This is a genomic window from Candidatus Poriferisodalis sp. (assembly GCF_965198245.1).
Classification (GTDB): domain Bacteria; phylum Actinomycetota; class Acidimicrobiia; order Acidimicrobiales; family Poriferisodalaceae; genus Poriferisodalis.
Genome location: NZ_OZ240249.1, coordinates 2,907,782 through 2,922,019 on the forward strand (window position 1 = coordinate 2,907,782; position 14,238 = coordinate 2,922,019).

12 protein-coding genes are annotated in these 14,238 nt (G+C 64.6%); 7 read left to right on the top strand and 5 right to left on the bottom strand.

The genetic code is table 11. From position 1 onward, the window contains the following. The first annotated feature begins 80 nt into the window (after positions 1 to 80). From ACOCMM_RS13095 to ACOCMM_RS13105, 3 genes are read left to right on the top strand one after another with little or no spacing between them, the layout of a single operon-like run. Positions 81 to 464 carry a hypothetical protein gene (locus ACOCMM_RS13095; protein ID WP_419553583.1) on the top strand — a complete coding sequence of 128 codons (384 nt, stop codon included), beginning with the start codon at positions 81 to 83 and terminating at the stop codon, positions 462 to 464. Then, the gene (locus ACOCMM_RS13100) at positions 461 to 4,942 is read left to right on the top strand and encodes a hypothetical protein (RefSeq protein ID WP_419553584.1); all 4,482 of its coding nucleotides are present in this window, start codon (positions 461 to 463) and stop codon (positions 4,940 to 4,942) included. Before ACOCMM_RS13095 ends, ACOCMM_RS13100 begins: the two co-directional genes overlap by 4 nt. An 8-nt stretch (positions 4,943 to 4,950) precedes the next feature. Continuing rightward, on the top strand, positions 4,951 to 5,262 hold the full coding sequence (locus ACOCMM_RS13105) for a hypothetical protein (RefSeq protein ID WP_419553585.1): 312 nt from the start codon (positions 4,951 to 4,953) through the stop codon (positions 5,260 to 5,262). Positions 5,263 to 5,314: 52 nt separating this feature from the next. Here the strand turns inward: ACOCMM_RS13105 and ACOCMM_RS13110 are convergent, their stop codons facing one another. Then, positions 5,315 to 6,220: an ADP-ribosylglycohydrolase family protein gene (locus tag ACOCMM_RS13110; RefSeq protein WP_419553586.1), complete on the bottom strand. Its 906-nt coding sequence runs from the start codon at positions 6,218 to 6,220 to the stop codon at positions 5,315 to 5,317. A gap of 84 nt (positions 6,221 to 6,304) precedes the next feature. On the opposite strand from ACOCMM_RS13110, the gene ACOCMM_RS13115 reads away from it, so the two are divergent. Continuing rightward, entirely contained in the window at positions 6,305 to 7,255 is a 951-nt protein-coding gene (locus tag ACOCMM_RS13115; protein WP_419553587.1) for a macro domain-containing protein, read from the top strand. 103 nt (positions 7,256 to 7,358) lie between these two features. After that, on the top strand, positions 7,359 to 7,742 hold the full coding sequence (locus ACOCMM_RS13120; protein ID WP_419553588.1) for a hypothetical protein: 384 nt from the start codon (positions 7,359 to 7,361) through the stop codon (positions 7,740 to 7,742). Between the two features lie 51 nt (positions 7,743 to 7,793). Here the strand turns inward: ACOCMM_RS13120 and ACOCMM_RS13125 are convergent, their stop codons facing one another. The 3 genes from ACOCMM_RS13125 to ACOCMM_RS13135 form a co-directional block, all read right to left on the bottom strand. Then, the gene (locus ACOCMM_RS13125) at positions 7,794 to 8,099 is read right to left on the bottom strand and encodes a type II toxin-antitoxin system PemK/MazF family toxin (RefSeq protein WP_419553589.1); all 306 of its coding nucleotides are present in this window, start codon (positions 8,097 to 8,099) and stop codon (positions 7,794 to 7,796) included. Beyond that, a complete protein-coding gene (locus ACOCMM_RS13130; RefSeq protein WP_419553590.1) occupies positions 8,099 to 8,347 on the bottom strand; it encodes a hypothetical protein in 249 nt (82 codons plus the stop codon). The genes ACOCMM_RS13125 and ACOCMM_RS13130 overlap by 1 nt, the downstream gene beginning before the upstream one ends. 72 nt (positions 8,348 to 8,419) lie before the next feature. Next, a complete protein-coding gene (locus ACOCMM_RS13135) occupies positions 8,420 to 9,688 on the bottom strand; it encodes a hypothetical protein (protein WP_419553591.1) in 1,269 nt (422 codons plus the stop codon). Positions 9,689 to 9,933: 245 nt separating this feature from the next. Here ACOCMM_RS13135 and ACOCMM_RS13140 point away from each other — a divergent pair, with 245 nt between their 5' ends. Both ACOCMM_RS13140 and ACOCMM_RS13145 read left to right on the top strand, forming a co-directional pair. Beyond that, entirely contained in the window at positions 9,934 to 10,185 is a 252-nt protein-coding gene (locus tag ACOCMM_RS13140; RefSeq protein WP_419553592.1) for a hypothetical protein, read from the top strand. After that, the gene (locus tag ACOCMM_RS13145) at positions 10,182 to 10,499 is read left to right on the top strand and encodes a hypothetical protein (protein WP_419553593.1); all 318 of its coding nucleotides are present in this window, start codon (positions 10,182 to 10,184) and stop codon (positions 10,497 to 10,499) included. The genes ACOCMM_RS13140 and ACOCMM_RS13145 overlap by 4 nt, the downstream gene beginning before the upstream one ends. Before the next feature lie 151 nt (positions 10,500 to 10,650). On the opposite strand, the gene ACOCMM_RS13150 is transcribed toward ACOCMM_RS13145, so the two are convergent. Next, positions 10,651 to 14,220, bottom strand: a complete 3,570-nt coding sequence (locus tag ACOCMM_RS13150; RefSeq protein WP_419553594.1) for a helicase-related protein — start codon at positions 14,218 to 14,220, stop codon at positions 10,651 to 10,653. Positions 14,221 to 14,238: the final 18 nt, after the last annotated feature.

Genomic DNA, 14,238 nt, shown 5'->3' on the forward strand with positions numbered 1-14,238 from the left:
GGAGTGCAGTCGAATCGAGAAGCCGTGAAGGCAGCAGCGACGCTTTGTCACCCCCGTACCGCAACCGATACCCACGGCAGTTGGAGCAAGAGCTGGAGGCGGCGCGCCAAGCCGGCGTTGTCCTGGTCGAGGTTCCCGGCTCTGCCTTCACGGCCCTAGCAGCTGCAGGAGTCCGCATGATCTTCGTCGTCTTGACCGATGGCAGGCTCGTAGCGGCGCCTCGTCGACAGCACGGCGAGAACATCTCGCACGCCGTGCTCGCCAATGGAGGTCCTGTACTTGCGGCCGGCGAGTTCAGCGTGGAGTTCCACGGGTCCGAGATCGTTGTTTCGGCGCTCAATGACATGAGCGGCCACTACCGGCCGGGAGCGGACGGCCTCGCGATAGCTCAGGAAACGTTCGAGACAGCCGAAATCAGCGTTCGGTCTGAGGCTGTCACCTCTTACGATTGGGAGGCATCATGAGCGCCATCGACATCGTCGTCGAACCCCCGGATGACTCGGCGCGCTCAGGACTCAAGGCTGCGCTGGCAGGTATCGCGCAGGCGACAACCTTCTACGACTTCGAGAACGCTTGGATAACGGGGCTTCGAATAGTTTCGGCCTCCGACGGTGACGATGCTCGCGACCGCGTCCTGGCGGCTGCCGGCGCGCGGCTGAGCGCGTTCGGAGAACTGCAGGACGACGTCGCACGGCGAAGCTGGCTTGATCAGATTGCCGAGGAGGTGAGACTTCGAAGCGACGGTGAGCTCAGCAGCGAACTGGAGAGGGTGACCGCAGCTGAACTGCGGGAGGCGTTTGCTCACGTCGTGGACGACCTGTCGGAGCTTCGAAATTCGCTCGCATCGGGTGAGAGCCTCAACGAATTCGCTGCCCGACGCCCCCGTCCGGCCAATCGAGTCCGTGATCTCGGGCGAATAGCGGAGTCACTTCGCGGAAGCGAGTTGCTCTCGCTTTGCTCCGAAGAGGACTGCGGGCTCGCGCGCGACTTGGCGCGAGCGATGAAGCCTCCCGTCCATCTCGTACCGACCGTGCCGGAATCGTTGAGGGTGAGTCGGGATGACCTGATCCAATGGGCGAAGTCCGGAAGCGCGGAAAAGGAGTTCCCGCGGCTGGTTCGCAGCCTCATCGCCGAGACCGAGCCGTCAGCCGAGTGGATCGACATGCCTGCGGGTACTGGGGTGGCGCTGTCTGGCTTAGACGGGGTCGTGAGATGCGCCCGCGGAAACCGCTTCGTTCCAGTCGGCAAATCGGTGTGGGAGCTCACGACGCAACAGGACGGCCTCAAGAAGAAAGCCAGTGACGACTACGAGAAGCGAGTCAAGAGCTCGACAACCGGCCAACGCGCCGAGATTGCATACGTGGCGGCCGCGTGCGCCCCGTGGACCAAGCGGCGGTCATTCGAGTCTGAGCGCACGGGCGACGATGACTTCGACCGAGTCAGAGGCCTGAACGTCGACAACCTCGAAGACTGGCTCTCGTGCGCCGTAGTGACGACCGTTTGGATGAGGGAACAGATCGGCAAGCCGACTGCTGGCATCAGTTTGCTCTCGGGATGGTGGCGAGACTGGCTCGAATCGACGACGGTTCCACTGGATTCGGCCATCGTGCTCGCAGGGCGCTACAAGTCGGCGGAAGTCTTGCGCGAGCGGTGTCAGCGCGGATGCGGGATCATCACCGTCGGTGGGCAGGTGCACCGTAACGAGATTCTTGCCTTCGTGGCCGCCGCACTGCTCAACGGCGAGCCTACGGATACATGCGGCGACATGCTGTTCGTCGACAGCGACGATGCTGCACGCCAGCTGTTCGCCGCCGAATCCCTTGATGCGTCAGCCGGCGTCGGGCCAGAACAGCCCAAGGCGGCGATGGTTGTTCCATCGAGCGACTTCGCTCAGCGTCTGCCTGCGGACAGTCGGCATTTGATGGTGGTGCCGCTGCCGGGCAGCTCACAGGCCGAGATTGTTCTCGAACCGGTCGACGGCGAAGTCGTTACCAAACACCTCGAGGCAGCCGAAGGAACAGGCTCGGACGCCTACCAACTCGGTGCCATGGCTCGGATGAGCCTGATGGCACTGCGTCGGCATCTGGCGAAGCAATCCGGGCTGCATGCGCCGAGGTGGGCGAGCGACGGTCCGGATGCGTCACTGCGCCGGTGCCTGCTGCTGGGCGGCTGGAACGAGGCCCGCGAGGGCGACCATCGGGCGGTGGAACAAGTCGTAGGCATTCCCTACGAAGAAGTCATTGAAGCGTTGACTCGGTTGGACACGGGCGATGCTCCCATGCTGCGCACTGGCGATCTGTGGCACACGGTCTCGCCCGGCGACTCGTGGACACTGGTGCGCGATCATCTCGCCCCCGCCGACCTCGCTGCGTTCACCCAGACCGCGCAGAAGGTTCTGACGGCAGCCGATCCGCTACGGCAAATGTCCGACACCGAAGCGTTCAACGCCCGGATCGAAGGCGTCACAGCCGAGTACTCGTCTCAGATCAAGCGAGGGATCGCAACAGCACTAGCGCTGGCGTGCAGCAGGCCGTCCGACGTACCGATGAGCAGCGCTGCGGCGACCGAATGGGCCGAGAGCGTGGTCTGGCAAACGCTGAGGGCGGCCAACGAGGACACGACACCGAACACGTGGTCTGCCGTCGCGGAGGTGCTGCCGTTGTTTGCCGAAGCTGCGCCCGTTGCGGTGCTGGAATTGCTGCGCTCCTGTCTTGCCAAGTCGCATGCCTTCGCAGCGGCGATGTTCGCCGACAGCGACGACGACATGTTCAGCAGCAAGCCGGCGTCGCCGCACTTGACGATCTTGCGCGCCTTGGAGATCGTCGCCTGGTCGCCCGACCACCTCCTCTCCGCGATGGACGTTCTGGCCCGCCTGGCCGAGATCGACCCCGGTGGCAGCTACATGAACCGACCCGCCAACAGCCTCGCTTCCATCATGTGCCCGTGGATGCCACACACGTCGGCCGAACCTGAGATGCGGCTCGATGCGATTCGGATGCTGGTGCGATCACACAACTCGGTCGCTTGGAAACTCATGCTGTCGATGTTGCCCCGCAGCCACGACACACAGTTCGACGGTCCGCACCCCCGGTTCCGCGATTGGCGCTCGCCGCGCTCTGCTATGTCGAGGCGCGAGCGCTGGGACACGGTTGAGGCAGTCGCGGATTTGCTCGTAGACAACGCAGGCACCGATGCCAGTCGCTGGATCGACCTTCTCTCAAAGCTCAGCGGCCTTCCAACAGCGGCTCGAGCCAATGCTTCGACGACGCTGGGCCCGATCGCGGCAGAAGACCCGACCGAGCAGTTCAAATCCGGCGTGTGGCCGGTGCTTCGCGAGACTCTCGTACGCCACCGTCAATTCCACGACACCTGGTGGGCTCTCTCGGAGACGGAGCTGGAACCCTTCGACCGAGTGCTGGAGCATCTGAGGCCTGAGGATCCTGGGGCTGCGTACGGGTATCTGTTCGATACCTGGCCGAGGCACATCGACGGCACGGCCGCGGACGCCGGGCACGAGGCCATCGAGGAAGCGGCACGGCCTCTACAAGAGGCTGCCGTTCGCGCCGTGCTGTTGGCCAGCGGTCCGAGCGGGGTGCTCGAGTTCGCCGAAGCAATGAAGCATCCGTACCAAGTCGGCAAGACCCTCGCGGTGTGCAATCCCGCACTCGACACAGAAGTGCTCACGTCGATGGAAAACTCGCCTGATGCAATGACTCGGGCAGCCTTCGGCTACTTCAACACCCGCTTTAGCGCCCTTGGGTGGGACGGCATCGATCGACTGGTCACCGACGTGCAGCCGTCGCCGCGAGTTGTGGCAGACCTGCTGAGGTCACCGCCGCGCACAGCGCAAGCATGGAAGCGCATCGACCGGTTCGGGCCCGATGTCGCCGCCGAGTACTGGTCGCGCGTCACCTCCTTCGAACTCGACTGGCCGGATGATCTCGACGAACTGTTGGAGCTGTCGCGCCGGTTGCGAACCGCTGGCCGCTTCGACTTGGCGGGCGATCTCCTGCATAGGCCCTCGCTTGACCACACAGCCGAGCCAGCGTTTGCCGAAGAGGTCGCCGAATTCCTGTCGCTGCGGGTCAAGCACTCAGACGCTGACGACACGTACAACGTCATGGAGCTCTGGGAATTGACCAAGCTGCTCAAGGTGATCGACAAGCACCGCGAACAGCTCGGTGCCAGCCGGGTTGCACTCTTGGAATGGCAGTACTACCCGCTGCTGCAGGACGAACCGGGCTTCACCGCTTCGAACCTGTACCGAGGGATGGCGAGCGACCCCGAGTTATTCATTCAGCTCGTCGAGTGGGCGTTCAAGCCTGCCAGCACTTCGGCAGGCGACGAAACCCTGCCGGACGAGGAGGAACAGCGTCTCGCCCTCAACGCGTGGCATGTGCTGCGCGAATGGCCTGAAGGCCACTTCCTTCCGAACTTGACTGACACCGATGACATCAGTGCCACCGCGGATGCAGCCACCGGCAGTGCCGGGTGCACCACAGAGGCGGCGCTCGAGGGGATTATGGACGCAGCATCTCTCAAACTGTGGGTCGAGCGTGCCCGAGCGCGCCTTGCCGAGATCGACCGGTTGGACATCGGCGACCAACAAATCGGCACAGCCCTTACGTCGAGCCCCGGCGATCCGAATGGCGACTGGCCGTCCAGGGCAGTGCGCGATCTAGTCGAACGCTTGGAATCCGATGACATCGACAGCGGCATCTCGATGGCGATCTACAACCGGCGCGGCGTCACAACCCGCGGCATCACCGACGGCGGCGCACAAGAGCGCGAACTGGTCGACAGCTATCGGGCACAGAGTCGCAAGTACCAGGAATGGCCCCGCACGAAAGCAATCTTCGAGGGTTTGGCCCGCGACTACGAGCGCCAGGCAGGCATTGCCGACCGCCAAGCCGAGGCCCGCCGCCGAGGTCTACCGCTGTAGGAGCCGAGATGAGTTCCGTGTATCCCGACTTCGAGAACCGGTTTGACGAGGAATTGGGAACGCGCGCTGATGAGGTGTGCGCCTACGTCCACTCGCTGGAGCTCAGCGAGTGGACGTCCGGAGCGGAGTACCGACTGTGGCTCGGCACGCCACACACGCTGCGTGTCGAAGGAACGGCCGATGAGCGCCTGCACCCCTTCGGCGCAGAGGCGCGAGAGAACGGCAGCACCTGGGATCGTGCTGGGAAAATGCTCGGAACCTCTGCCACGGCCCGCCAGTCGCCAATTGGCCGCAGGTACAGCCAGCCGTCGTCCGTATAGCGAACATGCCCGATGACCGAGCACGCAGCAGCGTCGTCAACCGGAAGCGTCGCTACGTTGCAGATCGCATTCGGGCGAACTCGGCAGCGGCGCTGCACATCTGATCGGCGTACTCAAGCTTGTCGCGCCAGCGCTTGGGAATGGCGTCGACGCCGTGCTGAACCCCGAGCAGGCCGCCCGCGATGGCGCCGGTCGTGTCGGCATCATCGCCTCGGTTGACAAGGCTGACGAGCACCGATTCCAGCGATTGAGACTGCTGGATCGCCCACACTGCACAAGCCAAGCTGTCGATTACGTACCCGCCCGTACCAAGCTGCTCAACGTCCGAGGTCGCAGGAATATCGAGAGCCCGACGGACTTCCACATCGAGATCGAGTTCATGGGCGGCGCCGATGGCATCAACCGCGGTGCACCCGTCCAAGAGTGCTGCCGCGATCTCGTTGTACGCCACACAGCTGTCTACACATCGCCTGTGAGCGTGGGTGACCGCGGAGATCTGAGCGCTCTCGGCCTGGCGAACCGTGGAATCGCTGCGCACCAGAGCCGTCGGAAGTGCCCGCATCAGCGACCCATTGCCGCAGGAACGCTCCGACGTGAGGCCGCTGATCGCCGGATCGCCGTCGTGGCGCAGTTGCAGCAGCGCTTGGCGGGTGGTGTTGCCTACATCAGGTGGATCGGAGTCGAACCACTTCAGAAACTCCTGTGCGATCGCCTCGAGGCTGTCCGAGCCGCCTGTTTTGAGATAGCCCGCGACGACGGCCCAGGTGAGATCTGTGTCGTCGGTTCCCTGGCCTGGACGCCAGCCGAATGCCCCACCACCCACGATGTCCCGATGAACACCGTGTCGCCGCTGGATTTCGGCCGCTGACATGAATTCGACTGTGGCGCCGAGCGCATCACCGGCCGCCACGCCGAGGAGGCCTCCGGCGATGAAGTCGGTGAGCGATGTGGCCGGCACCTGCGAGAGCCTAGGGAAGGCAGCGGCCGGCAAGTCCGCTTGCCGGCCAGACAGCTTGTGACACCCTGTACCTACCTTGGTGGCATGTCACAGGACGGATTGAGTTTGTTCAGCAGAGCCCTGTGGGGGCCGGGCGGTCCGTCGGAGGATGCGGCCACGCGGCGTGATTGGAACGATGTGGCGCCCATCCGGCAACCGGTGCCGATACCGCCCCCGCAGATGCTGCTGTCGGGCGCCGAGATGCAGACGATCGCCATGGGCTATGTCCCGGTGGACATAAATGCCAGGTGGTTCGCCTCCATGGAAGGCGACTGCCTCTACCTGCATCGCGGCTGGACAGGCCTGGGCATCTACGAGGTCACCTTTGCAGCGAAGGAGACCTGGTTCATGATCACCTCGGCTCGGATCGAGTGCGACCCTGACGTCTACAACCGTGATTCCGACCTGGGCGAGCGCGAGCGGCTCCGCAATCTCATCGCACACGTTTCCGGTGAGCCCATGCCGCCGTTGCTGCCGGTCCCGATCCAGAGCAAGCCCCTGCTCGAAGCGGTGCTCGGGGACATCACGGCCGAGCGCGTCGACGCCATCGTCAATCCAGCCAGCGCAAACCTGCTCGGCGGGGGTGGTGTCGATGCCGCCACCCATAGAGCAGCAGGTCCTGAGCTGCGGGCGTATTGCCAAACGGTCGGCGGATGCGAGTTGGGTCGCGCCAAGATCTCGCCGGGCTTTCGACTGGCCTCGCAGTGGGCCATTCACACCGTGGGTCCCCAATGGCGAGGCGGATCGTACGGCGAGGCGGTGCTGCTCGAGTCGTGCTACCGGGAGTCACTTGCCCGCGCCGACGAAGTCGGCGCCGAGAGGGTCGCCATTCCTGCAATCGCGACGGGTGCCCACGGATACCCGAGGACTTCCGCTGCCGAGATCGCTGTCAAAACCGTGCGCTCGACACCGACCAAGGTCCGTGAGATTCACTTCGTCTGCTTCGACGCTCTCACCCTGCAGGCGTACGAAGAGTCCCTCAATCGGTCCGGGTAGACGAATTCCCCACCGAGTTGAGGATCTCGAACGATGAGGAGAGACAAGGGATCCGCATCGACCATGAAATGCCTGCACAGGTCCGATACGTGCACAGGCTGACATGGCGATAGAACAGCCCGACTTCGCGAACTGGACTGAGGAAGGCTTCGCGACGCGCGCTGACGAGATCTGCGAGTACTTCCACTCGTTCGACTGGCTGGGCCGCCTGCCCGGTCCCCGCCATGAGACGTACCTCGAACTCGCAGTGCGAGCCGAACGCACCATCGAGAAGCCGACCGAGGCCAGCCGCAACCAGATCGCCGAAGCCGTCTGCTGGGCGCGAGACGAAGGCACCTCATGGGAGCGCATCGCGGAATTGCTCGGCACCTCCGCCGCCGAAGCCCAGCAGCGCTACGAGAGCCCAGACGTGCTATCCCACGCGTCGTCCACAACCGACGCCACGAGAATGCTCTCCGACACGCCGGACCGAACCGTCGCGACGTAGCCACACGCCATGCCGCTCGACATCCGGGGCGTATGCGCTGGCCAACCGCTGCTAGCAGTCGGCGAGTGCCGCGAGCGCGTCGCAGACTTCGATGCGCCGCCATCCGATGGCACCGATTCGCTCGGTGAGGAACGAACGTCGGATCGGCTGCAGGTTGTCGAACGACGCCGCGCACTCGAACGCCATCCCCTCGTCGGGGCCGAGCCGGAGCTCAGTCGGAATCGAGCGCACCGTGCGCGTGACCGGGGCGACGACGATCCACGTCAGCACCGGTACAGCGTCGCTGCGAGTAACGACCAACACCGGGCGGCGCTTGTCGTTGGCCTCGGCCCACCACACCTCGCCCTGAGCGGGCATCACCACGGCTCTTCAGCGATCATCGCTGCCGTGGCCGCGTCTGCCCACCCCACGTCCTGCTCGCTTTGAGGATGACGCCGGTAGCCCTCCACGATGGCATCGCCGATGCGCTTGCGCCGATGCACGTCGATGAGGGCCGTGAGGCCGCGCCGGACCGCGTCTGAGCGAGATTCGACCGCTCCCGCTGCCACCAGTTCGTCGATCTGGCCGGCAACCGCATCGTCGATGCGAGTCACGAACTGTGCCATGCAATCAGCATAGCGATATGCATTGCGCGCCCGCTGGGCCAATCTTCGGCGCCGGCCCCGTTTCGTCGCAGCTCAGGCCGAGCGAGGCAACCACAGCTCGGGCGCGCCGATCTGAGTCCTTTCGTATTCACGAACCGCTATTCGCCAGTCCTCGAACCCTTCGGCAGCTGCGTGCAGATTCTCTTCTAGGTTTTCGTTGCTCGGCTCGCAATGCTCGGCGGCGAATCGCAGCCAGCGCGGGAACGCCGATTCGACAGTGGACATGAAGACTCGGTCGAAAACTTCGGGGCGCGACTCGTCAAACTCCGGACGCACCGGAACGTCTGCAGGGCTGTAGTCCGCAACGAAGCCCTCCATGAAGGCATCGACCCTGCATGGGTTCCAGTGCAGGACATCGCCGTCGCGGCACAGCGAAGCGAACACCTGCAACCCTGAGATCAGGGCCGAAAATTCGTCATCGCCTTCGCCTGCGGGGCGGGCTGCACGCCTGAATTCTTCCAGCGCAGCGCTGCGGTCGGGAGGCTCTGCGGGGAAGAGCGCAGCGTCGGTGCCACCTTCGGGCAGCAGGTCGAGCCGATGGTCGGCGACAAAACTCAAGTGCATCCCCTCGAAGTCGAGCCCGTCTTCGAGCATCTCCAACTCGTCGCTGGAAATGAGGGATGTGTAGATGTCCAGCGCCCGCATGCACAGCGCTCGGGCGTCGGCCAAGCTCACCGGCTCTACCGCTGAACTGCCACGCTCATCCGGCTCCAAGTCGGCACGCCAGATCACGAGGTCACGCTCGGACACGAGATCGAAGCCGCGTGCCGCCCCGCACATGAACCAATTGATGTCGACAAGCAATCCGTGGAGGCTGCCGTCCGGGCGCCGAAAGTGGATCGTGATCTCGCATTCCTCTCCCCATTCGTCTCGCCGCAGGAAAGCTTCAATCGGGGTTGCACATCCGATCTCGGCAGCCCACGGCGGCACATCGCCCGACGACTTCATCTGATCCAGCTGCCGACGGGCCGCCGTCCGCGACCGCGCCGGTCCGTAGGCGGCAAGCGCAGACGTCAAGGCAGCGCCAGCCGCTCCTCCGGCCTCTCGGGCGTGGGCGAGCAGCAGCGCAGGCTGGAGACCTTCCGGCGATCTCGGAAAGGCGACAAAATCCTGCACGACGGAGGCCCAAGCGTCGGCCTCGTCGGCTTCGGAACAACGACGGGCGAGACCGGCTGCGCTGGCCTCCAACAGTTCGAGCCCGTAGCGGGTCTCTGCATCGAGCCGGGGTTTGCCGCCGCGCGGGTTCGGGCGAGTGCCCTTGAGCGTCACGCGCCCGCCATGTCGGGACTTGGGTCGAGCCATCGCCCGAGCGTAAGCCTGCCACCGGCGACCACTGCGGATATCGCATGCGGCCCACACCTTGAGGTGGGCCTCCGAGCGGTCGGCTGCGTTGCGCGCTGTGCGGTACCAGTTGCGAACCTCCACATCGCTTCGCTGCACGAACGCCAGCGCCGCACAGCGATCGGCGTCGGTCGCATGCTGGAAGCAAGGAAAAGGGTGGAAAATCAGTTGAGTGGCGGCGACCCGAATCGTACGGTCCCGCCCAGATGGATTCGCCAAGCCCCCGCGTGAGTGTCACCGAGGCGGCGCGCCGTCACCGGATCGACGACGAGGACATCCTGCACGCCTACCGCAACGCCATGACCATCGAGCATCAAGACGACGGATTCATCATGATCACCGGTGCCAAACGTGACGGCGAACTGCTCGAAGTAGGCTTTCGCTACGATCCTGACTCCGATACCAACTTCATCCTGCACGCCATGTTCGCTCGACAGCAGTACTTGAGGCCGTTATGACGAAGCCGGACTTCACCGCATGGGCACAGGACGACAATGGCGAGTACGCAGATGAGATCTGCGAGTACTTCCACTCCATCGACTGGCTGGGCGAACTGGGAGGCCTCCGACATGAGGTCTACTTGGACCTCGCCGTGCGAGCCGAGCGGATCATTGAGGCGCCCACTGATGTCAGTCGGCAACAGATCGCCGAAGCCGTCTGCTGGGCTCGCGACGAAGGCACCTCATGGGAGCGAATCGGCGAGATACTCGGCACTACCGCCGCTGAAGCCGAAGAACGCTACGGCCGCGTGGCCGCTCGGCCAAGCACATAGGCAGTAGCAGCCGCCGAGCGGTCTCGCGAATCATGGTGATGCTCGGAACGCTGTGTTCCAGCGCATCTGCTCGTTGATGCCCATCTGGTGCCAACCGCTTCGGCGGCGGTGCCGGGTCTTTCTTTTTCTCGACCGAGAGCGGCCGTTCCGATCAGCGGGGTGGACCGGCGTCTGCGAGGAGCGCCGCTACTTTCAGCGCCACTTTCGTCATAGCGGATGGCATGTTCGCGTCGGCGAAGGGCCTGACCAGGTAGTGGACCTGGGGCTCGGCATTCGAGTCGTCGGGCACCGAGACCACTGCGAGCCGCCAACGGTCCGGGTCGTTCTGGGCTTGGCGTACTTGGCGGGCGCTGACGTGAATCTCGTCCGTGCGGGGTAGGTGACCCTTCACTTCGATGAAGTAGTGGTCGCCGGTGTCCGGGTCGACTGACATCACGTCGAAACCTGGGTTCGCATGCTCCTGCTCGGTCGGGAGGCGGCCCAGTGCTCGCTCTGCAGCCATGACCGCAGCCACCGCACGCCGGTCGGTCTCGGCCTTGTCAGCTGCGGCAGCCGGGTCTGGCGGCACCCCCGCAAGCTGGTCCAGCAGTCCTTGCGGTACAACCACCGCTGCGGCGACGACGGTGGGAGGGCTGCTGTGCAAGTCGGCTTCTGAGTCGAGCTCGGCACGTCGGCGCAGCAGTCGCGATGCCAGCTCGTCGGCCCGTGCTCGCGCTCGCCCCGAATTCAGCCTTGGCTTGCCGCCCGCTATCTCCTGTGCCTTGATTTCGTTCGTGCGTCGATCCCAGTAGCGAATCTCGGACTCCAGACGCACCCGCACCGCCTCGCTCACGCGGTCGACTCGGTCTTGTACCACAGCCGCCACCGACTGAAAATGTGGCCCGGCGAGGTGCTCGATCGCCCAATCACGCGCCACCGATTCGGCCGCTTGGCCCGCCCATGCGGTGTCCAAGTCGCCGGCAAGCTGTGCTTTCTGTTCAGCGGTCAGCGACTCGTAGCCCAGGTAGGGCTCAGCGCCGGGGTCGCGGGCCGCGCCTTCCCGGTCGACTTCCACGTATTGGAACCGGCGTGACACCACCTGACGGGCGCCGTTCACCATCCGACCATCGGTGACCACATGGTCCAAGTAGACGAGCAGTCTTGGCTCGATCGAGGGGTCGCCGGTGTCCACCAGGACGGTGCCGCGGTGCATCGCGTCACCGTGGTCGTCGAGCACCTTGGAAGCCACTGCCGACAGCAGCGCGCTGCCCGGTGAGATCAGTTCGGCTCGGTCGCCAGAGCCACCCGCCTTACGGGCGGACTCGGCGTCGGGCTGCATGCAGTCCTTGTCGAAGGTCACCCGGGCGTAGCGGTCGTGGACGGGGCCCAGCGATGGATCGGCTTGTGCCCTCACCGAGGCCGGCACCCGCGTGATCTCGTACCGACCGCGCTCGCGGCCAGAGATCCGCCCCCCGTACAGCTGCAACGCCTGAGTGAAGAAGTCGTGCACGAACCACGGCTGCAGCTTGCGGGCGCGGGCCTCTTCCATGCGGCGGCGTACCTCGTCGTTCGCCCCGGCATCGGCCATGCCGGCGACGAGCGCTCGCTCTTCCAGCACTTCACGGAGCTGCTCGCCGATCTCGCCGTCGATGATGGTGTTCATCCACTCTGCATAGGCTGGGTCGGTGTCGGCCTGGATGGCCTTCATCAGCAATTCCCGAAGCGACACGTTGATCTGAGCGTCGCCCAGCACGTCGTACACCTGATCGCCGTATACCTCGCGCTGCTGCTCGATCTTGGCGAAGAGCCGCTGGAAAACCTGGCCCTCACGTGTCTCGTGCGCCACCAGATTCCACAAATGACACGGCCGGCGCTGGCCGATCCGGTGGATGCGCCCGAAGCGCTGCTCGATGCGGTTCGGGTTCCACGGCAGGTCGTAGTTGACCATCATGTTGGCGACCTGCAAATTGACGCCTTCACCTGCGGCATCGGTAGCGACAAGCACTGACACCGTCGGATCGACGCGGAAGCGGTCCTGAGTGACTCGACGGTCCTGGCGCTTCAGGCCGCCATGGATGGTGACCACCGCCTCCGGCCTGCCGAGTTCGGCCGCAATGCGGCCGGACACATAGTCGAGCGTGTCCCGATGCTCGGAGAACACAATCAGCTTGCGAGCGTCAACCTCGCCGTCATCTGCCGTGCTGGACGTTCCGGCACCGAATTGCTCGGCACGCAGCAGATCCCGCAAGCGAGTCCACTTCGCATCAACACCGCTATTCCGAACACCGTCAGCCAAGTCCACCAGCCGATCCAAGGTTCGCACTTCGGCTTCGAGTTCGTCGGCAGTGGCTGCTGCCGTTGCGGCGTCGACGGTCAGATTCTCCAACTCGGCAAGCTCGGCCTCGTCGAAGTCATCGAAGTCGAAGTCCTCAAGATCAGCAATACGGACTCCCTTGGGAAGCTCGGGCACCGGAATTGGTGCCCCGGTGGCAGCGAGCTGTCGAAGTTCCGCTGCTTGGTTGGCGAGGCGATCGCGCCGGCGCCGCAGCGAGTGGTAGATGGCCGCAGGCGAGGACGCGAGTCGGCGCTGTAGGCCTGCGAGCGCAAAGCCGACGATCACACCGCGCTGAGCGTCGCCTTCGGCCGTCATGCGCGCGGCCCGATTCATCTCCTCACGGACGTAGGAGGTGACCGCTTCGTACAGCTCGCTCTCGGGCCCGGACAACTCGAATTGCAGACTCTGGGCATACCGCTTCGGGAAGAGCGGCTTGCCCTCGAAGGTCCGCAGGTTCTCCTTCACCAGCCGACGCATCACGTCGCTGACGTCGGGCACCTCGCTGGGTGCCCCGCTGCCGTCCGTGGCCCGCAGGCGCCCCTCGAACCTCTCGGGATCGATCAGCGTCATGAACGCGAGGAAGTCCTCATTCTTACCGTTGTGGGGCGTAGCGGTCAGCAGCAAGAAGTGACGTGTGCACTCGCGCAGCACCTCGCCGACCTCGAAGCGCTTGGTGCGGCGCAGCACGTCGCCGTAGCGGTGCGCAGACATCTTGTGGGCCTCGTCGACGATCACGAGATCCCATTCGGACGCCTTCAAGCGATCCCTCAACTCGTCAGAGCGAGCCACTTGGTCGACACGGGCGATGAGCAGGTTCCGCTCGACGAACGGGTTGCCGGTGCGCGACGCCTCGACGCTCTCGCGAGACATCAGATCGAAGCTGAGGCCGAACTTGTCCCACAGTTCGTCCTGCCACTGCTCGACCAAGCTTCCCGGCGCAACGATGAGGCACCGGGTCACGTCCCCGCGCAACATCAGCTCGCGGATGAGCAGCCCCGACATGATCGTCTTGCCGGCGCCTGGGTCGTCGGCCAGCAAGAAGCGCAACGGCTTGAGGGCGAGCAGCCGGTTGTAGACGGCATCGATCTGGTGCGGGTACGGGTCGATGTTGGAGGTGTCCACGGCCGCGAACGGGTCGGCGAGATGGGCCATCTGCATGCGACGGGCTTCTGAGGCCAGCTTGAACATCACCCCGTCCGCATCAAACGACCAATGGCTCTCGGCCGCCTCGCGAATGTCGACCAGATCGGCCGCTGTGACAAGCCGTTCCCCGAGAAGGCCGTCCGCGGTGCGGTAGGTCAACGTGGCTGACACCGTTCCGTGCATCTGAACGGCCACGACGGTGACGTCGCTATTGGCCACGACACCCGTAAGTCGCGCCCCCGTCTCGATGTCACTGAGATCCATCACCCTGCCTTCGCCCGA

Excerpts from the sequence above, each read along its gene's own strand:
- ACOCMM_RS13100 (WP_419553584.1), top strand. The coding sequence starts at position 461 with ATGAGCGCCATCGACATCGTCGTCGAACCCCCGGATGACTCGGCGCGC.
- ACOCMM_RS13105 (WP_419553585.1), top strand. The coding sequence starts at position 4,951 with ATGAGTTCCGTGTATCCCGACTTCGAGAACCGGTTTGACGAGGAATTG.
- ACOCMM_RS13115 (WP_419553587.1), top strand. The coding sequence starts at position 6,305 with ATGTCACAGGACGGATTGAGTTTGTTCAGCAGAGCCCTGTGGGGGCCG.
- ACOCMM_RS13120 (WP_419553588.1), top strand. The coding sequence starts at position 7,359 with ATGGCGATAGAACAGCCCGACTTCGCGAACTGGACTGAGGAAGGCTTC.
- ACOCMM_RS13125 (WP_419553589.1), bottom strand. The coding sequence starts at position 8,099 with ATGCCCGCTCAGGGCGAGGTGTGGTGGGCCGAGGCCAACGACAAGCGC.
- ACOCMM_RS13130 (WP_419553590.1), bottom strand. The coding sequence starts at position 8,347 with ATGGCACAGTTCGTGACTCGCATCGACGATGCGGTTGCCGGCCAGATC.
- ACOCMM_RS13135 (WP_419553591.1), bottom strand. The coding sequence starts at position 9,688 with ATGGCTCGACCCAAGTCCCGACATGGCGGGCGCGTGACGCTCAAGGGC.
- ACOCMM_RS13140 (WP_419553592.1), top strand. The coding sequence starts at position 9,934 with ATGGATTCGCCAAGCCCCCGCGTGAGTGTCACCGAGGCGGCGCGCCGT.
- ACOCMM_RS13145 (WP_419553593.1), top strand. The coding sequence starts at position 10,182 with ATGACGAAGCCGGACTTCACCGCATGGGCACAGGACGACAATGGCGAG.
- ACOCMM_RS13150 (WP_419553594.1), bottom strand. The coding sequence starts at position 14,220 with ATGGATCTCAGTGACATCGAGACGGGGGCGCGACTTACGGGTGTCGTG.